The organism is Pseudomonas sp. FH1 (genome assembly GCF_000510895.2).
Classification (GTDB): Bacteria; Pseudomonadota; Gammaproteobacteria; order Pseudomonadales; family Pseudomonadaceae; genus Aquipseudomonas; species Aquipseudomonas azotoformans_A.
Map to the genome: position 1 here is coordinate 39,784 of NZ_AOHM01000027.1, position 24,736 is coordinate 64,519.

The following is a 24,736-nucleotide window of genomic DNA, read 5'->3' on the forward strand; positions in this document are numbered from 1 at the left end:
TTGTATGTCTTTGAAGCTCGGTGTCATCGGTACAGGCGCTATCGGCCGGGACCATATCCGTCGTTGCAGCCAGACCTTGCTCAACAGCCAGGTAGTAGCGGTGACCGACATCAACCTGGAGCAGGCCGCCAAGGTGGTGGCTGACTTGAATATCAGTGCCGAGGTATACGCCGACGGCCATGCGCTGATCAATTGCCCGGAAGTCGAAGCGGTACTCGTCACCTCCTGGGGGCCGAGCCACGAAGAGTTCGTGCTCGCCGCCATCGCCGCCGGCAAACCGGTGTTCTGCGAAAAACCCCTGGCGGTCACCGCCGAAGGCTGCCGCAAGATCGTCGATGCCGAAGTGGCGTTCGGCAAGCGCCTGGTGCAAGTCGGCTTCATGCGCCCGTACGACGAAGGCTATCGCGCCCTTAAAGCCGTGATCGACAGCGGCCAGATCGGCGAGCCGCTGATGCTGCACTGCGCGCACCGCAACCCGACGGTGGGCGAGAACTACAAGACCGACATGGCGATCACCGACACCCTGATCCACGAGCTGGATGTGTTGCGCTGGCTGCTCAACGACGACTACGTGTCGGTGCAGGTGGTATTCCCGCGCAAATCCAGCAAGGCCCTGGCCCACCTGCGCGACCCACAGATCGTGCTGCTGGAAACCGCCAAGGGCACGCGCATTGATGTGGAAGTGTTCGTGAACTGTCAGTACGGCTACGACATCCAGTGCGAAGTGGTGGGGGAGACCGGCATCGCCAAGCTGCCGGAGCCGTCCCAGGTGCAACTGCGCAGTGGCGCGAAGCTGTCCAACGCGATCCTGATGGATTGGAAGGACCGGTTTATCGGGGCCTATGACGTGGAGTTGCAGGCGTTTATCGACAGCGTACGTGCCGGCCAGGTCGGTGGGCCCTCGGCCTGGGATGGCTTTGCCGCGGCGGTGGCGGCGGATGCGTGCATCGAGGCGCAGAACAGTGAGCAGATTGTGAAGGTGAGCCTGCCGGATCGTCCGCACTTCTACGGCTGATCACCATCGCACAGGTGGAATGCAATCAGTGTGGGAGCGGGCTTCCACTTCAATTGAGGAGTATATGTATGCGAATTGGATTGGTCGGCTACGGCCACGGAGGGCGCTTCTTTCATGCGCCGCTGATTGCAACACTGCCCGGCGCTACGTTTGTTGGCGTGGTGACACGCTCGCCGGAGCGCCGACAGCAATTGAACACGGACCTTCCCGGTGTAAAGGCCTTCGACTCCATCGGCCAGATCGTCGAGGCCGGTGTCGACGCCCTGGTCATCTCCACCACCCTCAAAGGCCGCCCGGCCCTGGTGCTGGAGGCCATCGAACACGGTGTCACCGTGGTCAGCGACAAACCCTTCGCCGCCAACGCCGAACAGGCCCAGGCGCTGATCACTGCCGCCGAGCGCCAGGGCACGCTGCTCAGCGTGTATCAGAACCGGCGTTGGGATTCGGACTACCTGACCCTGCGCAAGCTCATCGATGCCGGCGCCCTGGGCAAGATCACCCGTTTTGAATCCCGTGTGGAACGCTACAGCCCGCAGGCCGTGGGCAACGCCAGCGGTGGCGGCTGGCTGCGCGACCTGGGCAGCCATTTGGTCGACCAGGCGTTGCAACTGTTCGGCCCGGTGGATCGGGTGTTTGCCCAGCTGCATTACACCGCCGAACACCCCACGGTGGATCACGGTTTCTTTGTCTCTCTGACCCATGCCAATGGTGTGATCTCACACCTGTGGGGCAACGCCTTGCAAAACAGCCAGGCGCCGCGTTTTCGCGTCAGTGGCAGCGCAGGTTGCTACACCGTCGAAGGCCTGGACGGTCAGGAAGAGGCGCTAATGGCCGGCAAATCGCCTAAAACCGAAGGCGAACACTGGGGCGCCGAAGAGCATCGACGCTGGGGCTGGTTCGAGCAAAGTGCGGAGCGTGAGCGAGTCCCTTCGGAAAAGGGCTGCTGGACGCAGTTCTATCGGCAGTTGCAGTTGGCGGTACAAGGGCAGGGACCCTTGCCGGTGGACGCCTATGACGCCCTGGAAACCACCCGTATATTGGACGCCGCACGGCTCAGCGCCGAGCGCCAGCAGGTGGTTTCAACAAAAATAGAATAAAATTCTAAAACAGGTTGATATGGAAATTATTTTCCAATAAAGTCTTTTCCAGGTTGCATAAAGTACGTTCGGGCTCGATCCGGGCGACTCAACAAAAACAAGATCAAAAACAACCAGGTACCGTCAGATGAAAATCTTCAACGCTGTACTGCGAGTTTTACGCCCTGCCAAAGCGCCACGCGGTCTGCCCCGCGCCCGGCCGTTCTACTTCTCCTTCCTTAATGTGCTGTGCGTCGAAAACAAAGGCGCGCTGCTGTGCTGCATTCCCGGTGCACCCGTCGTCCGGCTGCCTGCCGAGCTCTGATAAACGCAACGTCCAAAAAACCAACAAGAAAGTGGAGACAGACCGTTCATGAAGACCCCGATCCGTTTTACCGCCCTGGCCTTGTCCATGCTGCTCGCCAGCGGTGTTGCCTCGGCTGCTGATCTGAAGATAGGCGTGAGCATGTCCGCCTTCGATGACACCTTCCTGACCTACCTGCGCGAAGACATGGACAAGCAGGCCAAGTCCTATCCCAAGGGCGATGGCGTGCAATTGCAGTTCGAAGACGCGCGTGCCGACGTGGTCAAGCAACTGAGTCAGGTCGAGAACTTTATCAGTCAGAAAGTCGACGCGATCATCGTCAACCCGGTAGACACCGCGTCGACGGCCAACATCATCAAGGCCGCCACCGCAGCAAAAATCCCGCTGGTGTTTGTCAACCGTCGTCCTGACAGCCCGACATTGGCCCCAGGCGTCGCGGCAGTGACGTCCGACGACGTCGAGGCCGGCAAGTTGCAGATGCAGTACATCGCTGAAAAGCTCGGCGGCAAAGGCAACATCGTGATCCTGCTGGGCGACCTGGCGAACAACTCCACCACCAACCGCACCAAGGGCGTGAAGGAAGTCCTGACCCAGTACCCCGGCATCAAGATCGAACAGGAACAGACCGGTATCTGGCTGCGTGACAAGGGCATGACCCTGGTCAACGACTGGCTGACCCAGGGCCGTGAGTTCAACGCGGTGTTGGCTAACAACGATGAAATGGCCATCGGCGCGTCCATGGCCCTGAAGTCTGCGGGGAAGAAGGGCGTGTTGATCGCCGGTGTCGATGGCACGCCGGATGGACTGAACGCGATCACCAAGGGTGACATGACCGTGTCGGCCTTCCAGGACGCCAAGGGTCAGGCCGACAAGTCGGTGGAGACGGCGCGCAAGATGGCCAAGAACGAGCCTATCGAGCAGAACGTGGTGATCCCGTTCCAGCTGATCACTCCGGACAACGTCAAAGACTTCAAATAGTCCCTACATAACAACAATAAGCCGGCAGGGCGGTCGTGCCCGCCCTGCCGATGGAGTACCTCCCTATGCTCGCTCAAGCGACTGTCTCGCAGCCTCCCGGTATCCAGCCCCAGCCGCTGGAAGAACCCTACCTGCTGGAAATCGTCAATATCAGCAAAGGCTTTCCCGGCGTCGTGGCCCTGGCCGACGTGCAATTGCGGGTGCGCCCTGGCACCGTGCTGGCGCTGATGGGCGAGAACGGTGCGGGCAAGTCGACGCTGATGAAAATCATCGCCGGCATCTACCAGCCCGACGCCGGGGAAATCCGCCTGCGTGGCAAGCCGATCGTGTTTGAAACACCCCTGGCGGCCCAGAAGGCCGGGATCGCGATGATCCACCAGGAACTCAACCTGATGCCGCACATGAGCATCGCCGAGAACATCTGGATCGGCCGCGAGCAGCTCAACAGCCTGCACATGGTCAACCACCGCGAAATGCACCGCTGCACTGCCGAATTGCTGGCGCGCCTGCGCATCAACCTGGACCCCGAGGAACACGTGGGCAACCTGAGCATCGCCGAGCGGCAGATGGTCGAGATTGCCAAGGCGGTGTCCTACGACTCCGACATCCTGATCATGGATGAGCCGACATCGGCCATTACCGAGAAGGAAGTGGCCCACCTGTTTTCGATCATTGCCGACCTCAAGTCCCAGGGCAAAGGCATCGTCTACATCACCCACAAAATGAACGAAGTGTTTGCCATCGCCGATGAAGTGGCGGTGTTCCGAGACGGCCACTACATCGGCCTGCAGCGCGCCGACAGCATGAACAGCGACAGCCTGATCTCGATGATGGTCGGCCGTGAACTGAGCCAGTTGTTCCCGGTGCGCGAGACGCCCATCGGCGACCTGTTGCTGACGGTGCGCGACCTGACGCTGGACGGCGTGTTCAAGGACGTGTCGTTCGACCTGCACGCCGGCGAAATCCTCGGTATCGCCGGCCTGATGGGCTCGGGCCGTACCAACGTGGCAGAAACCATTTTTGGCATCACCCCCAGCAGCAGCGGCCAGATCACCCTGGATGGCAAGGCGGTGCGCATCACCGACCCGCACATGGCCATCGAAAAAGGCTTCGCGCTGTTGACCGAGGATCGCAAGCTCAGTGGCCTCTTCCCGTGCCTGTCGGTCCTGGAAAACATGGAAATGGCGGTGTTGCCGCACTACACCGGCAACGGCTTTATCCAGCAGAAGGCCCTGCGCGCGCTGTGCGAAGACATGTGCAAGAAGCTGCGGGTGAAAACCCCGTCCCTTGAGCAGTGCATCGACACCTTGTCCGGCGGTAATCAGCAGAAGGCCTTGCTGGCGCGTTGGCTGATGACCAACCCGCGCCTGCTGATCCTCGATGAACCCACCCGTGGCATCGACGTGGGCGCCAAGGCGGAGATCTACCGATTGATCTCATTCCTCGCCAGCGAAGGCATGGCGGTGATCATGATTTCCTCCGAATTGCCCGAAGTGCTGGGCATGAGCGACCGGGTCATGGTGATGCACGAAGGCGAATTGATGGGCACCCTGGACCGTAGCGAAGCGACCCAGGAAAAAGTCATGCAGTTGGCCTCCGGGATGACGGCAGTCCACTGACGTACAGAATAAGAAGGTGATTGGCTATGAATGCAATAACGGACAACAAACCTGCGACGGTGCCCACTAAAAGTCGTCGACGCATGCCCACCGAGCTGAGCATCTTCCTGGTGCTGATCGGTATCGGCCTGGTCTTCGAGCTGTTTGGCTGGATCGTGCGGGACCAGAGTTTCCTGATGAACTCCCAGCGCTTGGTGCTGATGATCCTGCAAGTATCGATCATCGGCCTGCTGGCGATCGGCGTGACCCAGGTCATCATCACCACGGGGATTGATCTGTCCTCCGGCTCGGTGCTGGCGCTGTCGGCGATGATCGCCGCGAGTCTTGCCCAGACTTCCGACTTTTCCCGTGCGGTGTTCCCGAGCCTGACCGACTTGCCGGTATGGATCCCGGTGGCGATGGGGTTGGGCGTGGGGCTGCTGGCGGGGGCGATCAACGGCAGCATCATCGCCGTCACCGGCATCCCGCCGTTCATTGCGACCCTGGGCATGATGGTCTCGGCCCGTGGCCTGGCGCGTTACTACACCGAAGGCCAGCCGGTGAGCATGCTCTCTGACTCGTACACGGCCATCGGCCATGGTGCGATGCCGGTGATCATCTTCCTGGTGGTAGCGGTGATCTTCCATATCGCCCTGCGCTACACCAAGTACGGCAAGTACACCTACGCCATCGGCGGCAACATGCAGGCGGCGCGTACCTCGGGCATCAACGTCAAACGCCACTTGATCATCGTGTACAGCATCGCCGGCCTGCTGGCAGGTCTTGCTGGCGTGGTGGCCTCGGCACGTGCCGCCACCGGCCAGGCCGGCATGGGCATGTCCTATGAGCTGGATGCGATTGCGGCGGCGGTGATCGGCGGCACCAGCCTGGCGGGCGGAGTAGGGCGCATCACCGGCACTGTGATCGGCGCGCTGATCCTTGGGGTGATGGCCAGCGGGTTTACCTTTGTCGGGGTGGACGCGTATATCCAGGACATCATCAAGGGCCTGATCATCGTGGTGGCGGTGGTAATCGACCAGTATCGCAACAAGCGCAAGCTAAAGCGCTGAAGCGCAGCGGCAAGCTTTAAGCCTCAAGCTGCAAGCAGGGCGAGTGTTTGCAGCTTGTCGCTTGCAGCTTGCGGCTTATAGCTGCTTCACGAACTTTCCTGCTATAAACGCACTCCGATGACCATTCGCCGAGCCCGTCCTGGTGCTTTTGGGGGTTATCTCGGAAAAATTGCCTGTCTTTTCAGTTGCTGCGCCCTCAAGTCGGCCTTAGACTGCCGCCCCTCGTAAATTGAGTGCCGGGTGGCGCTTGAAATGGATGGCGCCCTTCCGAGACCTGCAGAGGTCGGCCGGAACGCTCCCTTATTCGCCTTAATGCACGTATTTTTTATAGAGAAATCAATGACAAAGGAAAAGTTGCTGGCCATGCCGGCGGATGACTACATGAATGCCGAACAGCACGCTTTTTTCGAGCAGTTGCTGCAAGACATGAAAGTGGAACACCACGAGCGCATTGAACAGAACCGTATCGCCATTGAAAGCCTGGACACCCCGGCTGACCCGGCTGACGCTGCTTCCGTTGAAGAAGAGCGCACCTGGCTGGTCAACGCCATTGACCGCGACCAGCGCATGCTGCCGCAGCTGGAGCGTGCACTGGAGCGCATCAAGGAAGATTCCTTCGGCTGGTGCGATGACAGCGGCGAACCTATTGGCCTCAAGCGCCTGCTGATCAGCCCGACCACCAAGTACTGCATCGAAGCGCAAGAGCGCCACGAGCAGATCGACAAGCATCAGCGCCAAGCCTGATGCGGTGAAGCTGGGGTACCGTCCTGCGGTTTCCCAGGGAAAGACCCGTTACACCCGGTCTATTGATCTGTTGCAAGCTACCCCACTAAAGGCCCATGGATAATGGCCCGATAGTGGCGTTTAATGCAGCGACAATAATGACAAGCAGTGGGGTAACGAAGATGGCTGGAGACGGATCTCTGATGGGCGCAGCAGTGTCACCGCAAACGGTGGCGCGCGGGCTGCCCGGCTGGCTGACGCCACTGTTGCAGAGCACCGCCCTGGTGTTGGTCCTGCTTGGGTTGGCGCTCGCCAGCCTGCCGCTCTACCTTTGCCTGCCACTGGTTCTGCTGGTGATCTGGCTGCCTCGATTGAAAAGTCGCACACCTGTTATCGCATCTTCCGATGCCGTCGATGCCATCGGCGAATTGACGCGCGACCTGTCCTACACCACCAGTCATAACGCGTTGTCCGCCGCCGGTGTGGCCTATTCGGTCAAGCAACTGGCCGCGCGCGTGCAGTCGCAGCTGGGCGCGGCCAAGCAGATTGTCAGCAGTGCCGAGGTGATGATCGGCACCGAAAAGGTCACCTCCCAACTCAGCCGCGAAGCACTGGGTGCCGCCAGCCAGGCCCATCAACGCAGCACCGAAGGCCGCGAAGTGCTGGCCCAGTCGATCACCCGCATGCACCAGCTCAGCCAGCGTGCGAATGCCAGCCGTGAACTGATCGAAGCCTTGAGCCTGCGCAGCGAGGAAATCCAGCGGGTGACCCTGGTGATCCAATCCATTGCCAGCCAGACCAATCTGCTGGCACTCAACGCGGCCATTGAAGCGGCGCGGGCCGGTGAGCATGGGCGTGGGTTTGCGGTAGTTGCGGATGAAGTGCGTGGGTTGGCGGGGCGTACGGCCACGGCTACCGATGAAGTCGGGGTGATGGTCGCGGATATCCAGCAACGCACGGCCCAAGTGGTGGAGCAGATTCGCCAGCTCTCGGCGGACCTGCATACCGGCGTGGAGCAGGTGGAGCACGCCGGTGAGCAGTTGCAGAGTATCGCCAGCCTGGCGGCGGATGTGGAAGGCCAGGTCAATGAGATCGCCCAGGGCACCGACACCAACCGCACCCAGCTCGACAGCTTGTTCCATGCCGTGGAACAGATGCGCAGCGATCTGGCTGTCAGTGATCAGCAAACCCGCCAACTGGCCGACGCCGCGGTGCAGATGGAGGGGCAGGCCGAAACCATCAGCGAGCGCTTGGCGGAAGTTGGGCTGGATGACTATCACCAGCGCATCTACGACCTGGCGCGCGAGGGGGCGAGCCGGATTGCTGCGCAATTCGAAGCCGACGTGCAGCAGAATCGGATCAGCCTGGATGACCTGTTCGACCGCAGCTATACGCCGATTGCCAACACCCGCCCGAGTAAGTACCACACCCGCTTTGACGGCTACACCGACCAGGTGTTGCCGGCGATCCAAGAAGCGCTGCTGCCACGCCATGAAGGCTTGGTCTTTGCCATTGCCTGTACGCCCCAGGGCTACGTGCCGACGCATAACAAGGCGTTTTCCCACGCGCTGACCGGCGATGCGCAGGTGGATGCGGTGCAGAACCGCACCAAACGCAAATTCGAAGACCGCACCGGAATCCGATGTGGCAGCCACCAGCAGGCCGTCTTGCTGCAAACCTATACCCGCGACACCGGAGAGCTGATGCACGACTTGTCGGTGCCGATCATGGTCAAGGGCCGGCATTGGGGCGGCTTGCGCCTGGGCTATAAACCCGAAGCGGTAAAGGGCGGACGCTAGGGATTATTGCTGTTTATGCAATGGAGCTATTCCGGGGATAGCTTTTTCCAACTGGAAGAAAACCGTAGCATGGCCAACATTGTTAGCCAGCTAACTAATGCTGCGGAGAAGCTCCATGCAAAACAAAGTCGATGTCGCCGTGATGATTGGCAGTGGCGTACCCCAAACCCTGCGTGCGCTGGGCCAGAGGGCCTGCTGGGTGGTGTTGCTCAACGGTGAGCAACGCGGTACGGCGTTCGCCAGTCGCGATGAAGCGGAGGAGTGCAGGGCTGCCTGGCAGGCGCTGTTGCGCCTGGAACAGTCGGACAGCCTGCATTGAGACGGGTTTATTGCGATTGATGCAGGCGTTGATTCAGCTCATCCACGGGAATCGCCCATTCAGCGTCCTCGCGCAGCTCTTCTTTCAGAAAGGCTGCTTGCTGTTTAGACCAGAACGGCGCATCGATCAGCTTTACATCTTCAGGCAAGGGATGCGCGACGATAAAGGCGTCGATGGCGTCCGGAGTTGAATCCAGGCCCAATTGTTCGAACAGGGTTTCAAGGGTAGGAATTGGCGCGTCCATATCGTTCTCCATGCAGGGTGGTGGTTGTACATGGGAGGGTGACGGAGCAACAGAGTTCTATCGGATTGTCAGGAATTCAAGGCTCCGGCATCCACAGCAGCTTTCAGGGCCTTGGCGGATTCCTTGGCTGCGAGGGCAGCAGCGTCGACGGTTTTGAACCAGCGGTCCTTTTCCACTTGATGGGTGGTGACAGTGGTCAGCGGTGGCTTGGCCCGCATGATGATCACTGCTTGAAATTCACCGTCTACTTCCCTTGCGTCGCCATGGATGAAAAATTCGCCGATATCAAATTCCGTCACGTAGAGCCTTCCCTTGGAGATAACTGCACTGGTGAAGCCTGGCCCGCAGGGCACACACTTCAGTGGACGGGCCAGTATGGCAGTTGTTGCAGGTCGGCGGCGCAGTTAAGTTATAGGGCGGATGAAACGACCGCTCCGTGAGGTGCCTGCAACTGGGCTTCAAGTGTCTTGGCCAGTTCACACGCCTTGACATGGCCGCTGCGAAAGCCTTTGATTCGGCCGCTGAGCACTTCACGGATATGGAAAAAGTTTTTGCCGGCAGGTACGACTTGGTAAAGAACCGAATCCGGGTACCCGTCGAAGCCGCCCAAGCGGTAGTATTGAGCCTCGCCCTGGCATGATGAACGGGTGTGCGAAGACATTGCATTGTAGGTTGATCGTTGCATGGCCTGCTCCTTTCGATCGATCCGGTTGACTTGATTGCAACGTTTTGGGTGGTTTTGATCGGTGCTGCTGTTTTAGTATTGTCGTCGGCGGCCAGCGCCCGGTTCCATGACAGCGTGTTTATTTGTGTTTGCATGTCGGAAAACCGCATTTTTAATTAGGTTATTTTCTGAAGTTGGTCGGCCCGTATTCTCGGGCTGTTGAACCTGTGATCTCCTGTGATGCCTGATGACCTTGCACAAGGTCCATCGCGTACGTCTGTACTAGTCTTATGGCGCGACAGCGGGATCTTCTTCAGTTTTTTTCACAGAATGAGTGATGTAACCGAGCCGTAATGGCCGTTTTTTTGTGCTGCCCGCTCTGGCGGACGGCGCTCTTTTCGATGTGGGGGCGTTTCCTTGGCAGTCAGTAATCTGGATATGCACGCGTTGTTCGTGCTGGGTGATTTGCGCGCAAAGTTGGTCAAGCAGTTTCAATCCCGTTTTGTTTACATCACGGAGCAGACGCCGGAAGGCATCTACATCGCCGAGATCGACACCGAGGCGGCGATGGTTGTAGATGACAAGCCGCGTCTGGAACTCAAAGTCGGCGATCACTTTCGCGCAGCGGTATTGCCCAGCCGTGAAGGTGGCAAGTTCGAGCTAAAGTTTCGCGACATCAAGTTGACCGTCTATGGCCTCGGTGACTACGCCTTTGTGTCCTCGGCCGAAGGCCAAGGCATCGTGTTCAAGGAAGGTCACAGCGTGATGCTGGTATTTGCCGCCAACGAACAACTGCAGGAAGGCCTGACCAAGACCCTGAAGGCCGTGACCGGCAAGGCCGCCAAATGGCGCAAGGGTGAATTGGTCACGTTCAAGGCCAGCGAATAAGCATCAAATTCCTCGAACACCCGCTATCTCCCGGAACCTCTACTACAGTTGAGTTGACTTAACTATTCAGAGGCTTCGCGCTTATGTAGCAAAGCCGTCCGCTGTCTGCTGCGATATCGCGAGGTGCAAGGGCATGAAAGGATTGAGAACACTGTTGGCGGCGTCCGTGGCGACCTTGAGTTTGTCAATGACCGCACTGCCGGTTTCGGCCGCCGAGAAGCCAGTGCACTTTGCCGATTTGAACTGGGAAAGCGGCAGCCTGATTACCGAAGTGCTGCGAGTGATCGTCGAGAAGGGCTATGACTTGCCCACCGACACCTTGCCTGGCACCACCATCACCCTGGAAACCGCCCTGGCGAAGAATGACATCCAGGTGATTGGCGAAGAATGGGCGGGCCGCAGCCCGGTGTGGGTCAAGGCCGAAGCCGAAGGCAAAGTGGTTGGGTTGGGCGACACGGTCAAAGGCGCGACCGAAGGCTGGTGGGTGCCGGAATACGTGGTGAAGGGCGACCCCGCCAAAGGCATCAAGCCCCTGGCGCCTGAACTCAAGAGCGTGAAGGACCTGGCGCGCTACAAAGACGTGTTCAAGGACCCGGAATCCCCCGGCAAGGGACGCTTTCTCAACAGTCCCATCGGCTGGACCTCGGAAGTGGTCAATAAACAGAAGCTCAAGGCCTATGGGTTGGACGACAGCTATGTGAATTTCCGCAGTGGCTCGGGCGCGGCACTGGATGCCGAGATTGCCTCATCGATCCGCCGGGGCAAACCGGTGCTGTTCTATTACTGGTCGCCAACGCCGTTGATGGGGCGCTACAAGTTGATCCAACTGGAAGAGCCGCCGTTTGATGCCGAGGCGTGGAAGACGCTGACGGATGCGGATAATCCTGATCCGAAGCCCACGCGCTCGTTGGCCTCTAAGTTGAGCATCGGGGTGTCGACGCCGTTCCAGAAGGAGCATCCGCAGATTGCGCAGTTCTTCGAGAAAGTCGAGTTTCCGATTGAGCCGCTGAACAAAGCCTTGGCGACCATGAGTGAGAATCATACGGCGCCACGGGACGTGGCCCAGGCGTTTTTAAAGGAACACCCAGAAGTTTGGAAAGCCTGGTTGACTGAAGAGGTGGCGCAGAAAGTTGAGGCGAGTCTGAAGTAAGAATGCGCATACATTGTAAGAGCCCGGCAAGCCGGGCTCTTACATTCAGGTGTTAGAACTTGGTTTGCACCGCCAGCTCAAATGTCCTCGGCGAGCCCAGGTAATACGCCGGCGACACATGCGCAAACTCGGCATATACCTCATTCGTCAAATTGCGCACCCGGCCCGTCACCGAGGTGTGTGAGTCGACCTTGTATCGCAGGAACGTGCCGAACAGCGTGTAGGCCGGCACCGTCTGGGTGTTGGCGTTATCGGCGTACACCTCGGCCACATAACGCGCATCCACGCCCCCTTGCCAATCTTCGGCAAAATCATAGGTCAGCCACAGGTTACCCACGCGCTTGGGCACGTTGGTTGGCGTATTACCTTTACGCGAGACCACCGCGCCACTGGCTATTTTTTCGTTGAAATCATCGTATTCCGCGTCGACCCAGGCGAAGTTACCCTCCGCCAGCAACCTTGGCGTGATGCGTAACGAACTGGCCAACTCGATACCCTTGGATGACTGCGCCCCGACCGGAATGCTGTTGGTCGGGTCCTGCGGATCGGTCACGGCAAAATCCTTACGCTCGATCTTGTACGCGGCCACGGTGGCCGAGCCACGGCCGTCCAGGTAATCGAACTTGCTGCCCACTTCCCACTGCTTGCCCGTCGAGACATCAAACACTTGCGTGGTAGTGTTCGGCTGCTCGGCGGCGGTGCTGTATTGCACGTACACGTTGGCCGACGGGATGAACTGGTAGGTCAGGCCGACGCGGCCGGTTACCGGTTCCCAGCTGCGCTTGAAGTGGCGGGGATTGGTGGCGGTGATCGCGCGATGGTTGGTGACGTCCAGGTCGATGGCGTCGTAACGCAGGCCGGTGAGCAGCGAAAGTTTATCGGTGAGCCCCAGGCGGTTCTCCACGAACAGCGCCTTGGTGGTGACCTCGTTGGTCTTGTCCTTGCCGAACTTCTCACGGGTTCGCGGGATGTCGTAGAAGTGTCCAGGGTTGTAGTTGTTCGGGTCCACGCTGCTGTTGCCCGGCACATTCAGTGGGGTGTTGGTGGTGCTGTTGACCTTGTATTCGAAGCCCCCGGACCAAGTGGTCGACAAACCGAAAATACTGTCATCGTGGCGCAGCTCGAACTGGTTGCCGTTCTGTTCGCCCTGGTGGCGTACCTGATAGGCCGTCGAGCGGTTCACCGCGCTGTTATCGGCGTTGTATTGGTAGGTTTCCAGGTTGCGATAATCACGCTGGCTGTCCAGGTGATAGAGGGTGTTTTTCAGGGTGGTGTTGTCGTTGAGGCGGTAGTCGATGATCGAGCGCGCCCAGATCGTGCGCTGTTCATAGCGGCCGTCAGCAACGTTGTAGTTGTTGAAGCGGTTGTGCTTGTCGATCTTCAGCTCGCCCACCTTGGGATTGAGCACCGGCGTACCCCAGTAAGGGTTGTCTTCATGCTCATCCTGGTATTCCAGCGCCAGGGTGTGAGACAGGTTGGGCGTGAGGTCGCTGAGCAGGGAAAACGCCAGGCTCCAGGCCTCGCGCTGGTCGCGGTCGATGTAGCTGTGATTGGTGTTGCGGCTTACATCCAGGCGCGCGTAGTGCTGCACCTCGGCGCCGGGTTCGGTCAGGGCGTGATTGACGCCAAACGCCATGCCGGCGGTGTCATAGCTGCCATAGGTGAGCTGGCCTTCGGCGGCCTGTTCCTCGCGGGTGGCCAGCTTGGTCACGTAGTTGAGCGAACCGCCCACGGAGCCGGCGCCGTTGATCAAGGAGGAGGGGCCACCTACCAGCTCCACCCGGTCATATATCCAGGCATCTACCGGCCGGGCCAGGCCGGTCGCCACATTGATCCCGTTGAACATCTGGGTGATCTGGCTGCTGGTAAAGCCACGGTAGGAGACAAACCCGCCAAATCCTGGCGGGGCGCTGGCATTCACGCCAGGCAAGGTGTTGGCAGCGTCGCGGAAGGTCTTGGCGCCATGGCGCTCGATGTCATTGCGGTTGGCGATAGCCACCGACGCCGGGGTTTCGCGCACACTCAAACCCAAGCGCGAGGCCATGCCGCTGGATTGATCCAGGGCCAGGCCAGGCTCGGCGGTTTGTTCGCCATCAATGGTGGTCGGGGCCAACTCAAGGGCCCAGGCGCAGACAGGCAGGCAGCCGAACAGGCCCGCCAACAGGGGAAGATGTTTCATGGTTGAATCCTGAAAAACTTGGCTTGAAAACAACGCACAGCCGCCCGTACGTCCTCGCGGAAACGGTGGTCAGTGCAGATCGGAAAGCGAAGGGATCAGGCGAAAGCAGGCGGTGCGCGCGGATTAGCCGCAGGCCAGGTGAAGCGGGCAGGAATGTCGGCAGCCAGGACAATGGCCGGCGGCGGTGCATGGGGCTGTGGCAGTACTGCCACATTCAAGCTGGAACTCAGCGCCGGGCCCATGCCACCGGTGGAGCACAGCGGGCAACCAAACGCCTTGGACAGCGTTGGCAGGTTCTCTTCAGTGGAGTTGGACGGCTTGGGCGCCTGGGTTCGCGGGTCTACCGTACAAAACTGACCACCGATGCCATTGAGCTGCATCCCGACCATCTGCCCATGACCGATACTGCAGGCGAACACATTGAACAGGACGCAGCAATAGAGCATCCAGGCAATGAGCGAGCGGTCGGCACGAGCGATTTTCATGGGGCGGCACTTTACCATCAGCTGCCGACGAAATGCCTGCAAAAAATCTCCAGGCGACTATCCTCTTTCGCACCTTTTAAGGGAGAGCCAGCCATGAGCTTTGTTGTCGCACGATGGATTGTCGGCATTTTCACCTTCATCAGCATGGTGCATTTGTACTGGGCTGCCGGAGGCAAACTCGGCTTCCAGGCCGCCATTCCCCAATTGCCCGGCGAATTCGCTCGCGGGCCGAAACCAGCGTTCAAACCCTCCGCGCTGGCTACGTTTCTGGTTGCCATGGGGTTGGTGGGGATTGCACTGATGGTGTGCTTGCGGGCTGGGCTGTATTTCTCGGCAGTGTCTCATGGGGCGTTGCAGTGGGGGATCAGTGCGATTGCGGTGGTGATGTTTGCCAGGGCGATTGGGGATTCGGAGTTGGTGGGGTTTTTCAAGAAGGTCGGTGGGTCGCGGTTTGCGCGGTTGGATACGTATTTTTATTCGCCGTTGTGCCTGGTGTTGGGGGTGGGGTTGTTGGTGGTGGCGTGGGGGTAAGAAAGGGCCGACTGAACACAGGAGAACACCGCAAAGATCCAACTCAACAGCCTGCGAAAAAGCGATAAACCTGATTGCAGCGCATCAACTCAAATAAAAATCGCTCTCATCCTTGCCCGATCTTCCGACATGGCCGTCATGGTTTATAGAACCTCCCTTACCCAGGATTTCCCATGTCGCGCCTTGCTCGTCCCTTGCACCCACTGGCCTTGTCAGTGGCGATGGCTTTTGCCGCCGTGCCGTTGCTGACCGTCCAGTCCTCCTTTGCCGAAGAAAGCAGCAGCGCCGTGCGCAGTTTCTCGATTCCCGCTGGTGATTTGAGCCAGGCGCTCAATAGCCTGGCCGAGCAGGCGGGCCTGGTGCTGGCGTTTGATGCAAGCCTGACCCGTGGCAAGCGCAGCAAGGCCCTGAGTGGGCAGTACGACACCGATGTGGCGCTGAACCAGTTGCTCGCCGGCAGCGGCTTGCAAGCCTTGAAGCTCTCCGCCGACCGCTACCGCCTGGAAGCCATCCCGGATAACGGCGGGGCCATGGAGTTGCAGGCCACTACCATCAGCGGCGCGTACCAGAGCGAGAGCCCGACCGGGCCAGCGTCCGGTTATGTGGCCATGCGCAGTTTGTCGGGCACCAAGACCGACACTGCGCTGATCGAAACCCCGCAGTCGATCTCCATCGTCACCAAAGACCAGATGCGCGCGCAAAACGCCGAGAGCCTCAACCAGATCCTGCGCTACAGCGCCGCCGTCATTCCGGAAACCCGTGGCGCCACTGCATCACGTCTCGACCAATTGACCATCCGGGGTTTCTCGCCGGCCACTTACCTTGACGGCCTGCGCATGCCCTCGAGTCGTGACGCCTTGCCGCAAAAGGACGCTTTCGACTTGGAACGCGTCGAAGTGCTACGCGGCCCGGCCTCGGTCCTTTACGGCCAGGGCACGCCGAGCGGCGTGATCAACATGGTCAGCAAGCGCCCGCTGGATACGCCGTTTCACGAAGTGGGCGTGGAATACGGCACCTTCAACAAGAAGCGTACGACCTTCGACTTGAGTGGCCCATTGGATGATCAGGGCGTGTATTCCTACCGCGTGGCCGGGCTTTTCGACGATGCCGATGGCCAGGTAGAACACACCGAGACGCGCCGCCAGTCATTGTCCAGCGCCTTCACCTGGCGCCCGGACGACGCCACCTCACTGACCCTGCTCGGGCATTTCCAGAAGGACCCCAAAGGCGCGTCCTACGGTTCGGTGCCGGCCTGGGGCTCGGTGCTGCACAGCCCGACCGGGCGCAGTATCGATGTGGACTTCTACGACGGCGAAAAGAATTTCGAGAAAAGTGACCGCGAGTACTACAGCATCGGCTGGGCATTCGAGCATCACTTCGATGACGTGTGGACCGTGCGTCAGAATGCGCGCTACCTGCGCAGCGAAGGCCAGTACCGCAGCCTCTACAGCAACTACCTGATGGCGGATTACCGCACCATCCGCCGCTCGACCATCGCCAGCGATGTCGACCTGGACGCCTACACCCTCGACAACCAGGTGCAGGCCAAATTCGACACCGGCCCGTTGCAGCACACCTTGTTGATGGGGCTCGACTACCAGAACACCAGCACCGACACCAAGTCCGGCTCGGGCGTGTACACCGCCGGCCCGACCCTGGATATTTTCAATCCGGTCTACGGCGCGGCCGTTCCGGTGCCGGCCTACACCACCGACGGCACCTCGCGCAGCGAGCAGACCGGTGTGTACCTGCAAGAACAGATGAAGTGGGACAAATGGGTCCTGTTGTTGGGCGGCCGCTATGACTGGGCCAGCACTGACAGCAGCACCAAGACGATTCGCACCGGCTCTAAATCCGAGTCGTCCCTGGACAGCAAGGCGTTTACCGGCCGTATCGGCCTGGTCTATCTGTTTGATAATGGCCTGGCGCCGTATGCCAGCTATGCGGAGTCGTTCAACCCGCAGTCGGGTACGGGCTACGGCGGTTCGGTGTTCAAGCCGACTGAAGGCAAGCAGTATGAAATCGGCATCAAGTACCAGCCGCCGGGCAGCAACAGCTTTATCACCGCGGCGATCTTCGACCTGCGCCAGACCAACGTGCTGACCACCGACCCGGACCCGACTCATCTGTGCGGCACCGGGCGCTGCCAGAGCCAGGACGGCGAAGTGCAATCCCGTGGCTTTGAGCTGGAAGGCAAGGCCAGCCTCAACGATAACCTGGACATCACTGCGGCCTATGCCTACCTGGACAACCGCATCAGCAAGTCCAACAACACCGTGCGTTACGCGCCCATCAGTGACATCGGCGTAGGCCCGGCCATCGCCGCTGAAGGCACCACCACTTACGGCGTGCCGCGTCACACCGCTTCGGCGTGGGCCGACTACACCTTCCATGATGGCAACCTGAAAGGTTTCGGTGCGGGCGCGGGTGCGCGGTATGTCGGCTCGTCCTGGGGCGATACGGCCAACACCCTGAAGGTGCCGGGCTACACCCTGTTCGATGCGGCGGTGCACTACGACATCCCGAACATCACCAACCTGAAGGACAACCTGCGCCTGGCGCTCAATGCCACCAACCTGGCGAATAAAGAGTACGTTGCGTCCTGCTACTCCTATTCGTGGTGCTGGTATGGCTCGCAGCGCACCGTACAGGCAAGCGCCACGTACCAGTGGTGAGGTGAAAAAAAGGCCTTGGCGAAAGGATTCGGGAGCAGCATCGCCAAGGCCGAAACGGGCTAGCGCTTAGCGGGCTCGATCCATTTGTCGACCACCGGCGCCTGCCACCGCCCAAGGGCATCGAGCAGGGCGCCGGGGTGGTCTTCGACGATCAGCATCTGGCTGTGCTCGGCCTTGATGAAGCCTTCCTTTACGCCGTGCGCGAACAGGCCCCGCAGCGGCGCGAAGAACTGTGCGGTATTCAGGCAGGCCACGCCTTTGTGGTGTTCGCCAAGCTGCGTCAAGGTCATCGCTTCCAACAACTCCTCGAAGGTGCCGAGGCCACCGGGCAGGGCGATAAACCCATCGGCCAGTTCGCTCATGCGCGCTTTGCGGCTGCGCATGTCTTCGGTGATTTCATAGGCGCTGAGCCCTGGATGCATGTGCCCGAGCTCATGCAGCAATCGGGTGATGACGCCGATCACTTCGCCACCCTCAGCGAGCGCGCTATCAGCAATCATGCCCATCAAGCCTTTGGCGCTGCCGCCGTAGACCAGGCGAATACCGCGCCGGGCGATTTCACGGCCCAGGGCTTTGGCGTCTTCACTGTAGCGAGGGTGGGTGCCGAAGTTGGAGCCGCAAAACACCGTGAGACTGCGCATCAGAAATCCTGGCTGGGGGAGGGCGTTGCAGTTTCACGCCTGTTGGCTGACAAGCACAGCGCCAAGAAATCGCCTGATGACTAGGCCACCCAGCATTCCAGGATGCGCCGGCCCAATGCTTCAGCGCTGGCCTGGGAATCGATGTTGGCAAATCCCAACAGCAGGCCGGGACCGCTGTGCTGCACGACATTCCATTCACTCAAGGCTTCTGCGAAGAGACCGACGCTCGCCAGTTTCTGCACCAGCAGGCGGTCTGATTGCGGGGTCTTGAACCGCAGGATCAGGTGCATCCCGCCAGGTTGTGCATCAATGGAAATATGCGCGCCCAATACCTTGCGCAACCCGTTGGCGGTGGCTTCGCGGCGCTCGCCGTACAGCTTGCGCATGCGCTGGATGTGCCGGGCGAAATGCCCTTCGGCAATAAAACTGGCGACGATGGCCTGGGTCAGTTCCGGGCAGTTGCCGAGGAAGCTCTGGCTGACCTGCTCGAAACGCCCGACCTGGGAAACGGGCACCACCAGATAGGCCAGGCGAATGCCGGGGAACAGCACTTTGCTGAAAGTGCCCGCGTAAAGCACCCGACCCTCGCGGTCCAGGCTCTTGAGCGCCGGTAGAGGGCGGCTGACGTAACGGTACTCGCCGTCGTAGTCGTCCTCGATGATCCAGGCGTGTTCGCGGCGGGCCCAGGCCAGCAGTTCCAGGCGGCGCGGCAGCGACAGCGACACACATAGCGGGCTTTGATGGGCCGGGGTGACGACCACTGCGCGGGCAGCGCCGAGGTGCTGTACGCAGAGGCCGTCCTGATCCACCGGCACAGGGATGGACTTGATCTGCAAATGGTCCAGCAAGGGTCGCGTGGGCAGATAACCTGGGTCTTCCACCAGCACCGCGTCGCCGGGTGACAGCAACGCATGGGTGACCAGGCTCAGCGTGTTGCGGTAGCCCGACGTGACGAAGATCTGCTCTGGCGAGCAATGGATTCCCCGCGCCACCTGCAAGTAACTGGCGATAGCGGTGCGCAGCGAAGGCAGGCCGTAGACCGGCGGGTTGGCCATGTCCGCCAGTTGCGTGGCGCGTACGCAACGGGCGGCAATTTTCGACCAGATTTTGCGCGGGAAAGCGTCCAGCGCCGGCAGGCCCATCTGGAAGGGCAGTACGTGTGACTGTTGTCGCACGGCGTTGTAGGGCGTGATGACCACGGGCGTAGGCTGGGCGCTCTGGATACCGTGCGCCACCACCGTGCCCGCCTGGCCGCGAGCCTCAAGGTAACCCTCGGCGGTCAGCAATGCGTAGGTGCTGTCGATGGTGCCGCGCGCGAGTCCCAACTCCTTGGCCAGTGCCCGCGCTGACGGGACGCGCTCGCCGGGCTTGAGCAGGCTTTCGGCGATGGCATTGCGAAAACGCCAGTAAAGCTGGCGGTAGATCGGCTCGGCCGAGGTAGGGTCCAACGGGGGTAGGGTGTGCATGAGGGAGATTTCCTGGTCGCGCCTGCCTTAACTGTAGCGGCTGCATGACCTGTACCCAAGTGCCATAACTGCAACATTTGACTAGACCATCATGGTCCGGTCACCGGGCCCATTCTTGGCTCTTCAGAGGTGAGCCATGGCGCTGCAACATGGTGCCTTCACTCAACCTCGACAGGATTTATCATGACCACTCGCCTCGATTACACCCAAGCATCCCCGGAAGGCTACAAGGCTTTCGGCAGCGTTTATGTCTACCTGCAAAACTGCGGCCTGCCCAAGACGCTGATCGACCTGGTTTACCTGCGCGTTTCGCAGATTAACGGCTGCGCCTTTTGCATCGACATGCACTCGCGTGACCTGCTCAAGCAAGGCCTGGCCGTGGACAAGCTGGTGCTGGTGCCGGTGTGGCACGACGCTCGTGATGTGTTCACCGCCCGCGAACGCATCGCCCTGGCTTTCGCTGAAGCGGTCACCCGCAGCGACGTCTCGGATGCCGAGTACGCAGCGGCCGCCGCCGAGTTCAGCGCCAAGGAGCTGGCCGACCTGACTTACGGCATTGCCTTGATGAACGCCTTCAACCGACTGGGCATCACCTTTCGCACCACGCCGGCGGCGGCCAGCTGAAACCTTGCGCAATAAGGCAATTTAATGGCCCCTTTGTAACAAAATCCTCGCCAGAATCGCTTTTATTTTCAGGTGGTTAGGTGAGGATGCAAATGCGCTCTGTTGGAATGATGCTGATCGCCTGCTCCCTGGCTGGCGGCGCGGCTGCCGTGCAGGCACGGGAGCTGCGCGAGGGTGACAAGTACATGTGCAGTTGGGGCGCCGGCACCGCCGCCAGGGCCCAGGAACTCAAACTGTCGGGCGTGTCGTTGTACGCGGCGCGGCAGAAGATCCAAAGCATGAAGTTCAACAAGTCGTGGATGCGCATGATGGCCATGGGCATCACCGAGCAGACCTACGACAGCCGTTCACGGCTCAAGCCCGAGGCGATCCGCCAGGGTTTCTATCAGGATTGCGTGCGCTACAAAGTCGCACGCAAATAACCGCTTAACGTGACAGCGGCGAGCTGGCGTCTTCCTGGAAATACACCTTCGCCGTCTCAATAAACCGCCGATTGGCCTGGGACAGGTATTCGCTGGCGCGCCAGCATAGGTTGAAGTGCATGAATTGCGCCGGCTCGAATGAAACGCCGGCCAACCCTGGCTCTTGCTCCTGCACCGACCGCAGCAAGGTGGACACGCCCATGCCGTTGCGCGTGGCGGTAATCACCAGTGGCACGAAGTTGCTTTCCAGGGCGATGTTGAAACGCACTCGGGCGTTACTGCAAAAGGCGTCCAGCAGATGGCGTTGCAGGAAGGTGTTGTCGAACACCAGCATCGGTTCGTGTTGCAGCCGCTGCGCCGCAATGGACGAGTTGCCCGCCAGTGGGTGATCTTGGGCCATGCACAACACCATCTCATCACTGCCGAGCAGCACCGACTCCCACGCCGGATCCACCCGTCGCGACTCCAACAACGCCACATCGATATCCCGAGTGGCCAGGCGTTCGCTGATGTCATCGGCGCTGCCTTCTACCACATGCATGGCAATGCCGGGGTACCGGGCGCGAAATTGCATCAGCAGTTCGGGAATATGGCGGATGCCGTACATGGGCGGTACGCCCACGCGGATTTCGCCGCTGTGCAGTTGGGTCAGGTCCTGCAATTCACGGCGGGCACCGGCCAAGCCTTCAAGACACGCCTCGGCGCGTGCCAGGAACAACTGGCCTTCGGCAGTCACGCTGATCTGCCGCGTCGCGCGGTTGAACAGGGCCACACCCAGCTCATCCTCCAATCGGCTCACCGCCATGCTCAGCGCCGGCTGTGCCACGTGCAACGCTTGGGCGGCTTTGGTGAAGCTGCCTTGGCGGGCGATTTCGACGCAGTACTCCAGCGCTTTCAGGTTCATGATGGCTCGCATAACAAAGTGTGATAGCTGGCTTAACAAATGGATATTTTCTGTGATGACAGCAAGTCTATAGCCTGTCGGCATTCTTCTCCATGCCGAGTACCCGACCATGCCCAACCATTGGCTTTTCACACTGATTATCGGCGCGTTGGGCGGCAGCCTTGCCAGTTGGGCGGGGTGGCCGTTGCCCTGGGTGATCGGTTCGCTGGTCGCCGTGATGTTGACTCGTTGTGCCGGCAGCCTGGTGCCGGAAATTCCCCATGGCCGCCAGGCCGGGCAACTCATCGTGGCGGTTGCCATCGGCTGTCATTTCACGCTGCCGGTGATGCAGCAGGTGGCGGCTCATCTCGGGCTGATCGTTACGGCGGTGATGCTCACGCTGATACTGGCGCTGTGTTCGGTGCTGCTCCTGCATCGCTGGGGCGTGCCTTTCAGCACCGCATTCTTTGCCTTGATGCCGGCCAATTCCAGCGAGATGGTGCACCTGGGCCGCCAACGCCAGGCGGACACCAGTTTTATCGCCGCCGCCCATAGCATCCGATTGTTGCTGATTCTTTTGACGGTGCCGGCAGTCGCCACCTTCGGCATGCCCCCCGTTGTTGCGCATGCGCCGTTGCCGGTGGTCTGGCCCTGGCTGATCTTCATCCTCGGTGTGGGCTGGCTGGCGGCCCTGGGTTTCAAGCAGTGCAAGTTGCCTAACCCTTGGACGTTCGGGCCGTTCCTGATTTGCGCGGTGGGCGTGGGCTGCAATCACCTCTCGATGAGCATGCCGGGCTGGCTCAGCGGCAGCGGCCAGTTGCTGATTGGCTGTGCATTGGGTGTCGCGTTTGACCGCAGTTTCTTCCAGCGCGCGCCGGGCCTGCTGGGCAAAGTGCTGCTGCTATTGACCGGTTCGGTGATCGCCAGCGCATTGTCGGCCTGGGCGCTGGGTGCCGGGTTGGGCATGCCGTGGCTGTCGCTGGCCCTGGGCATGATGCCCGGCAGCGCGCCGGAAATGAGCCTTACCGCCGAGGCCCTGGGCCTGGCCGTGACATTGGTGACGGCGATGCAGGTCATCCGCATGCTGTTGATCCAGGCGGCGTGCCTGCCGTTGTATCGCCTGTTGGATCGGTCGCCTCAAGCACCGGCCAGTGCAAAATCTGCGTAGACCTGTCCAACTTCGCCCCGGCGCCACTCGCCATACTGGCGCCAGGTAACGACGAGGCCCAAGCCATGACTGACTATGTATTCACCCCGACGCCCATCCCATCCCTGGCCGTGCAGGGCAGCGAAGCCCGCTTCCCGCTGCGCCGGGTGTTCTGTGTGGGCCGTAACTACAGCGAACACGCCCGTGAGATGGGGCATGACCCGGACCGAGAGCCGCCGTTCTTCTTCATGAAACCGGCGGATGCCGTGGTGCCGGCCGAAGGCGTGGTCGCCTATCCGCCGCTGACCGCCGACCTGCACCACGAAGTGGAACTGGTGGTGGCCATCGGCAAGGGCGGGGTCGATATCAGCCCGGAACAGGCGTTTTCCCACATCTGGGGGTATGGCGTCGGCATCGACCTGACCCGCCGCGACCTGCAAGCCCAGGCGAAAAAGCTCTCACGCCCGTGGGATTGGGCCAAGGCTTTCGATGCGTCCGCACCGACAACGGCGCTGCAACCGGTGAGCGCGGTCGGGCATCCGTCCAGTGGCAAGATCTGGCTCAACGTGAATGGTGAACAGCGCCAGGTGGGCGACCTGGCCGACCAGATCTGGTCCGTCAGCGAAGTGATCAGCCATGCCTCCAAATCTGTCGCACTGAAGGCCGGCGATTTGATCTTTACCGGCACCCCGGTGGGCGTCGGCACCTTGCAACCGGGCGATGTCGTCACCGCCGGCATCGACGGCATCGGCGAGTTGCGTTTCACCCTCGGCCAGGGTTGAGGCTACAGTGGTGCCCAGGCCACCCGAGAGACCGTTATGCCAGGCACCCGCGTCACCACTTACGGCATGCAACAGCGCAGCGACCGCCCCGACTTCTATATCCGCGACAAACGCGGGCGGGCGGCGCTGACCAGCCCTCATCGCCATGAGTATTTCCAGATCCAGATCAACCTCGGCGGCGACACCGTGCAGCATATCGGCGGCGCGGTGCGGCCGTTTCCGCGCAAGGCCCTGGCGTTCATCCTGCCCCATCGCTTGCATGTGATTCCCCATCCCGAAGAGGGCGAATTCATGCTGATCAACTTCAGCCAGGCGTTTTTCCTACCGCAGCTCACCTGCGATCCCCTGGATCTGGAAGACATTCCCATCGGCCAGGCGCCGGAGCTGTCGCCGTTTCGCTTTCAGGAACAGCTGGACTTCATCCTTGAAGACGCGGCGTTCGAGCAGGTAAAAACCTGGCTCGCCCATATGCGCGAACTTGATGCCCACCGTACCTTCGGCGCCCGCGAACGCCTCAAGGGCTATCTGTTTCAACTGGTCGGCCTGGTCTGCGAGCAATACGCCGAGCCGCTGCAGGCCTTCGCCGCCAACAATGCCACGCGGCGCGGGCGCAAGGATGCGTTGGCACGGGTGCAGGGCTATATCCGCGAGCACCTGCATGAACCGACGCTCAACCTCACGGACGCAGCGGCGGCGGCGTTCCTGTCGCCCAACTACCTCACTCATTTGTTGCGCAAGGAAACCGGTAAACCTTTCTCGCAACTGGTGCTCGACCGGCGCATGCAGTTGGCGCGCACCTTGTTGCTCAACAGTGCGCAGATGATTGGCGTGGTCGCGCACCGCTGCGGTTTCACTGACGAGGCGTATTTTTCCCGGTGTTTCCGCAAGGCCCATGGCGTGGCACCGGGGCAGTTCCGTCGTCAGCAGCAGGGCGAGGCGCTGTAGGCGTTTTACAAATCCACGACATTCACTGTGTTTCTATTTGCTTACAATTGCGCCCTCTACTAGGGATGGTCTGAAGTAGGCCGCTATTTTTCGACTGCTGAGCCATA

At 60.5% G+C, this 24,736-nt stretch carries 26 protein-coding genes; 18 read left to right on the forward strand and 8 right to left on the reverse strand.

Translation table 11 applies throughout. From position 1 onward, the window contains the following. The first annotated feature begins 4 nt into the window (after positions 1-4). From H096_RS11120 to H096_RS11155, 9 genes are all read left to right on the forward strand, one after another. Complete coding sequence (locus tag H096_RS11120; RefSeq protein WP_033898219.1) at positions 5-1,015, forward strand: Gfo/Idh/MocA family oxidoreductase; 1,011 nt, start codon at positions 5-7, stop codon at positions 1,013-1,015. 68 nt (positions 1,016-1,083) lie between these two features. Continuing rightward, complete coding sequence (locus H096_RS11125; RefSeq protein WP_033898220.1) at positions 1,084-2,112, forward strand: Gfo/Idh/MocA family oxidoreductase; 1,029 nt, start codon at positions 1,084-1,086, stop codon at positions 2,110-2,112. Between the two features lie 127 nt (positions 2,113-2,239). Further along, complete coding sequence (locus H096_RS34225) at positions 2,240-2,416, forward strand: hypothetical protein (protein WP_167351258.1); 177 nt, start codon at positions 2,240-2,242, stop codon at positions 2,414-2,416. Between the two features lie 48 nt (positions 2,417-2,464). Continuing rightward, positions 2,465-3,394, forward strand: a complete 930-nt coding sequence (locus tag H096_RS11130) for a sugar ABC transporter substrate-binding protein (RefSeq protein WP_033898221.1) — start codon at positions 2,465-2,467, stop codon at positions 3,392-3,394. Between the two features lie 65 nt (positions 3,395-3,459). Continuing rightward, the gene (locus tag H096_RS11135; RefSeq protein ID WP_033898222.1) at positions 3,460-5,013 is read left to right on the forward strand and encodes a sugar ABC transporter ATP-binding protein; all 1,554 of its coding nucleotides are present in this window, start codon (positions 3,460-3,462) and stop codon (positions 5,011-5,013) included. A 26-nt stretch (positions 5,014-5,039) separates the two neighbouring features. Further along, entirely contained in the window at positions 5,040-6,062 is a 1,023-nt protein-coding gene (locus H096_RS11140) for an ABC transporter permease (protein ID WP_016975559.1), read from the forward strand. Between the two features lie 339 nt (positions 6,063-6,401). Next, the gene (locus H096_RS11145) at positions 6,402-6,806 is read left to right on the forward strand and encodes a TraR/DksA C4-type zinc finger protein (protein ID WP_010564800.1); all 405 of its coding nucleotides are present in this window, start codon (positions 6,402-6,404) and stop codon (positions 6,804-6,806) included. 182 nt (positions 6,807-6,988) lie between these two features. Continuing rightward, positions 6,989-8,584, forward strand: coding sequence for a methyl-accepting chemotaxis protein (locus tag H096_RS11150; protein ID WP_033898224.1), 1,596 nt, complete (start codon positions 6,989-6,991; stop codon positions 8,582-8,584). A 115-nt stretch (positions 8,585-8,699) separates the two neighbouring features. After that, positions 8,700-8,903 (forward strand): hypothetical protein, encoded by a 204-nt coding sequence (locus tag H096_RS11155; RefSeq protein ID WP_033898225.1) that lies wholly within the window; start codon positions 8,700-8,702, stop codon positions 8,901-8,903. A 7-nt stretch (positions 8,904-8,910) separates the two neighbouring features. Here H096_RS11155 and H096_RS11160 read toward each other — a convergent pair whose 3' ends face one another. The 3 genes from H096_RS11160 to H096_RS33080 form a co-directional block, all read right to left on the reverse strand. Further along, a complete protein-coding gene (locus H096_RS11160; protein WP_033898226.1) occupies positions 8,911-9,147 on the reverse strand; it encodes a DUF2789 domain-containing protein in 237 nt (78 codons plus the stop codon). Between the two features lie 68 nt (positions 9,148-9,215). Further along, a complete protein-coding gene (locus tag H096_RS11165) occupies positions 9,216-9,446 on the reverse strand; it encodes a hypothetical protein (RefSeq protein ID WP_033898227.1) in 231 nt (76 codons plus the stop codon). 110 nt (positions 9,447-9,556) lie between these two features. Next, positions 9,557-9,832 (reverse strand): hypothetical protein, encoded by a 276-nt coding sequence (locus H096_RS33080; RefSeq protein WP_082461522.1) that lies wholly within the window; start codon positions 9,830-9,832, stop codon positions 9,557-9,559. A 417-nt stretch (positions 9,833-10,249) separates the two neighbouring features. On the opposite strand from H096_RS33080, the gene H096_RS11175 reads away from it, so the two are divergent. Both H096_RS11175 and H096_RS11180 read left to right on the forward strand, forming a co-directional pair. Next, positions 10,250-10,699 (forward strand): hypothetical protein, encoded by a 450-nt coding sequence (locus tag H096_RS11175; RefSeq protein ID WP_050554011.1) that lies wholly within the window; start codon positions 10,250-10,252, stop codon positions 10,697-10,699. A gap of 133 nt (positions 10,700-10,832) precedes the next feature. Next, positions 10,833-11,849, forward strand: a complete 1,017-nt coding sequence (locus H096_RS11180) for an ABC transporter substrate-binding protein (protein ID WP_033898229.1) — start codon at positions 10,833-10,835, stop codon at positions 11,847-11,849. A gap of 52 nt (positions 11,850-11,901) precedes the next feature. On the opposite strand, the gene H096_RS11185 is transcribed toward H096_RS11180, so the two are convergent. Both H096_RS11185 and H096_RS11190 read right to left on the reverse strand, forming a co-directional pair. Further along, a complete protein-coding gene (locus H096_RS11185) occupies positions 11,902-14,028 on the reverse strand; it encodes a TonB-dependent receptor (protein WP_033898230.1) in 2,127 nt (708 codons plus the stop codon). Positions 14,029-14,123: 95 nt separating this feature from the next. Continuing rightward, on the reverse strand, positions 14,124-14,513 hold the full coding sequence (locus tag H096_RS11190) for a DUF2946 domain-containing protein (RefSeq protein ID WP_016975551.1): 390 nt from the start codon (positions 14,511-14,513) through the stop codon (positions 14,124-14,126). Between the two features lie 93 nt (positions 14,514-14,606). Between H096_RS11190 and H096_RS11195 the strand changes: the two genes are divergently transcribed. Beyond that, a complete protein-coding gene (locus H096_RS11195) occupies positions 14,607-15,044 on the forward strand; it encodes a DUF3995 domain-containing protein (protein ID WP_033898231.1) in 438 nt (145 codons plus the stop codon). Between the two features lie 173 nt (positions 15,045-15,217). Continuing rightward, positions 15,218-17,719 carry a TonB-dependent siderophore receptor gene (locus tag H096_RS11200; RefSeq protein WP_033898232.1) on the forward strand — a complete coding sequence of 834 codons (2,502 nt, stop codon included), beginning with the start codon at positions 15,218-15,220 and terminating at the stop codon, positions 17,717-17,719. A gap of 59 nt (positions 17,720-17,778) precedes the next feature. Here the strand turns inward: H096_RS11200 and H096_RS11205 are convergent, their stop codons facing one another. Further along, positions 17,779-18,360, reverse strand: coding sequence for a TIGR00730 family Rossman fold protein (locus H096_RS11205; RefSeq protein WP_033898233.1), 582 nt, complete (start codon positions 18,358-18,360; stop codon positions 17,779-17,781). 80 nt (positions 18,361-18,440) lie between these two features. Beyond that, positions 18,441-19,826: a PLP-dependent aminotransferase family protein gene (locus tag H096_RS11210; protein ID WP_033898234.1), complete on the reverse strand. Its 1,386-nt coding sequence runs from the start codon at positions 19,824-19,826 to the stop codon at positions 18,441-18,443. A 183-nt stretch (positions 19,827-20,009) separates the two neighbouring features. Between H096_RS11210 and H096_RS11215 the strand changes: the two genes are divergently transcribed. Both H096_RS11215 and H096_RS11220 read left to right on the forward strand, forming a co-directional pair. Further along, positions 20,010-20,450: a carboxymuconolactone decarboxylase family protein gene (locus tag H096_RS11215; RefSeq protein ID WP_033898235.1), complete on the forward strand. Its 441-nt coding sequence runs from the start codon at positions 20,010-20,012 to the stop codon at positions 20,448-20,450. A gap of 92 nt (positions 20,451-20,542) precedes the next feature. After that, positions 20,543-20,872, forward strand: coding sequence for a hypothetical protein (locus H096_RS11220; RefSeq protein ID WP_033898242.1), 330 nt, complete (start codon positions 20,543-20,545; stop codon positions 20,870-20,872). 4 nt (positions 20,873-20,876) lie between these two features. Here H096_RS11220 and H096_RS11225 read toward each other — a convergent pair whose 3' ends face one another. Then, on the reverse strand, positions 20,877-21,776 hold the full coding sequence (locus H096_RS11225; protein WP_033898236.1) for a LysR family transcriptional regulator: 900 nt from the start codon (positions 21,774-21,776) through the stop codon (positions 20,877-20,879). Positions 21,777-21,885: 109 nt separating this feature from the next. Between H096_RS11225 and H096_RS11230 the strand changes: the two genes are divergently transcribed. From H096_RS11230 to H096_RS11240, 3 genes are all read left to right on the forward strand, one after another. Next, entirely contained in the window at positions 21,886-22,923 is a 1,038-nt protein-coding gene (locus H096_RS11230) for an AbrB family transcriptional regulator (protein ID WP_033898238.1), read from the forward strand. Between the two features lie 65 nt (positions 22,924-22,988). Beyond that, positions 22,989-23,684, forward strand: coding sequence for a fumarylacetoacetate hydrolase family protein (locus H096_RS11235; protein ID WP_033898239.1), 696 nt, complete (start codon positions 22,989-22,991; stop codon positions 23,682-23,684). 36 nt (positions 23,685-23,720) lie between these two features. Further along, positions 23,721-24,629 (forward strand): AraC family transcriptional regulator, encoded by a 909-nt coding sequence (locus H096_RS11240; RefSeq protein WP_033898240.1) that lies wholly within the window; start codon positions 23,721-23,723, stop codon positions 24,627-24,629. The last annotated feature ends 107 nt before the right edge of the window (positions 24,630-24,736 follow it).

What these genes read in the sequence shown, in the direction of transcription:
- H096_RS11210 (WP_033898234.1), bottom strand. Translation starts at nt 19,826, where the DNA reads ATGCACACCCTACCCCCGTTGGACCCTACCTCGGCCGAGCCGATCTAC.
- H096_RS11160 (WP_033898226.1), bottom strand. Translation starts at nt 9,147, where the DNA reads ATGGACGCGCCAATTCCTACCCTTGAAACCCTGTTCGAACAATTGGGC.
- H096_RS11135 (WP_033898222.1), top strand. Translation starts at nt 3,460, where the DNA reads ATGCTCGCTCAAGCGACTGTCTCGCAGCCTCCCGGTATCCAGCCCCAG.
- H096_RS11150 (WP_033898224.1), top strand. Translation starts at nt 6,989, where the DNA reads ATGGGCGCAGCAGTGTCACCGCAAACGGTGGCGCGCGGGCTGCCCGGC.
- H096_RS33080 (WP_082461522.1), bottom strand. Translation starts at nt 9,832, where the DNA reads ATGCAACGATCAACCTACAATGCAATGTCTTCGCACACCCGTTCATCA.
- H096_RS11190 (WP_016975551.1), bottom strand. Translation starts at nt 14,513, where the DNA reads ATGAAAATCGCTCGTGCCGACCGCTCGCTCATTGCCTGGATGCTCTAT.
- H096_RS11215 (WP_033898235.1), top strand. Translation starts at nt 20,010, where the DNA reads ATGACCACTCGCCTCGATTACACCCAAGCATCCCCGGAAGGCTACAAG.
- H096_RS11195 (WP_033898231.1), top strand. Translation starts at nt 14,607, where the DNA reads ATGAGCTTTGTTGTCGCACGATGGATTGTCGGCATTTTCACCTTCATC.
- H096_RS11200 (WP_033898232.1), top strand. Translation starts at nt 15,218, where the DNA reads ATGTCGCGCCTTGCTCGTCCCTTGCACCCACTGGCCTTGTCAGTGGCG.
- H096_RS11145 (WP_010564800.1), top strand. Translation starts at nt 6,402, where the DNA reads ATGACAAAGGAAAAGTTGCTGGCCATGCCGGCGGATGACTACATGAAT.
- H096_RS11175 (WP_050554011.1), top strand. Translation starts at nt 10,250, where the DNA reads ATGCACGCGTTGTTCGTGCTGGGTGATTTGCGCGCAAAGTTGGTCAAG.
- H096_RS11120 (WP_033898219.1), top strand. Translation starts at nt 5, where the DNA reads ATGTCTTTGAAGCTCGGTGTCATCGGTACAGGCGCTATCGGCCGGGAC.
- H096_RS11155 (WP_033898225.1), top strand. Translation starts at nt 8,700, where the DNA reads ATGCAAAACAAAGTCGATGTCGCCGTGATGATTGGCAGTGGCGTACCC.
- H096_RS11185 (WP_033898230.1), bottom strand. Translation starts at nt 14,028, where the DNA reads ATGAAACATCTTCCCCTGTTGGCGGGCCTGTTCGGCTGCCTGCCTGTC.
- H096_RS11125 (WP_033898220.1), top strand. Translation starts at nt 1,084, where the DNA reads ATGCGAATTGGATTGGTCGGCTACGGCCACGGAGGGCGCTTCTTTCAT.
- H096_RS11220 (WP_033898242.1), top strand. Translation starts at nt 20,543, where the DNA reads ATGCGCTCTGTTGGAATGATGCTGATCGCCTGCTCCCTGGCTGGCGGC.
- H096_RS11235 (WP_033898239.1), top strand. Translation starts at nt 22,989, where the DNA reads ATGACTGACTATGTATTCACCCCGACGCCCATCCCATCCCTGGCCGTG.
- H096_RS11130 (WP_033898221.1), top strand. Translation starts at nt 2,465, where the DNA reads ATGAAGACCCCGATCCGTTTTACCGCCCTGGCCTTGTCCATGCTGCTC.
- H096_RS11230 (WP_033898238.1), top strand. Translation starts at nt 21,886, where the DNA reads ATGCCCAACCATTGGCTTTTCACACTGATTATCGGCGCGTTGGGCGGC.
- H096_RS11205 (WP_033898233.1), bottom strand. Translation starts at nt 18,360, where the DNA reads ATGCGCAGTCTCACGGTGTTTTGCGGCTCCAACTTCGGCACCCACCCT.
- H096_RS34225 (WP_167351258.1), top strand. Translation starts at nt 2,240, where the DNA reads ATGAAAATCTTCAACGCTGTACTGCGAGTTTTACGCCCTGCCAAAGCG.
- H096_RS11225 (WP_033898236.1), bottom strand. Translation starts at nt 21,776, where the DNA reads ATGAACCTGAAAGCGCTGGAGTACTGCGTCGAAATCGCCCGCCAAGGC.
- H096_RS11180 (WP_033898229.1), top strand. Translation starts at nt 10,833, where the DNA reads ATGAAAGGATTGAGAACACTGTTGGCGGCGTCCGTGGCGACCTTGAGT.
- H096_RS11140 (WP_016975559.1), top strand. Translation starts at nt 5,040, where the DNA reads ATGAATGCAATAACGGACAACAAACCTGCGACGGTGCCCACTAAAAGT.
- H096_RS11240 (WP_033898240.1), top strand. Translation starts at nt 23,721, where the DNA reads ATGCCAGGCACCCGCGTCACCACTTACGGCATGCAACAGCGCAGCGAC.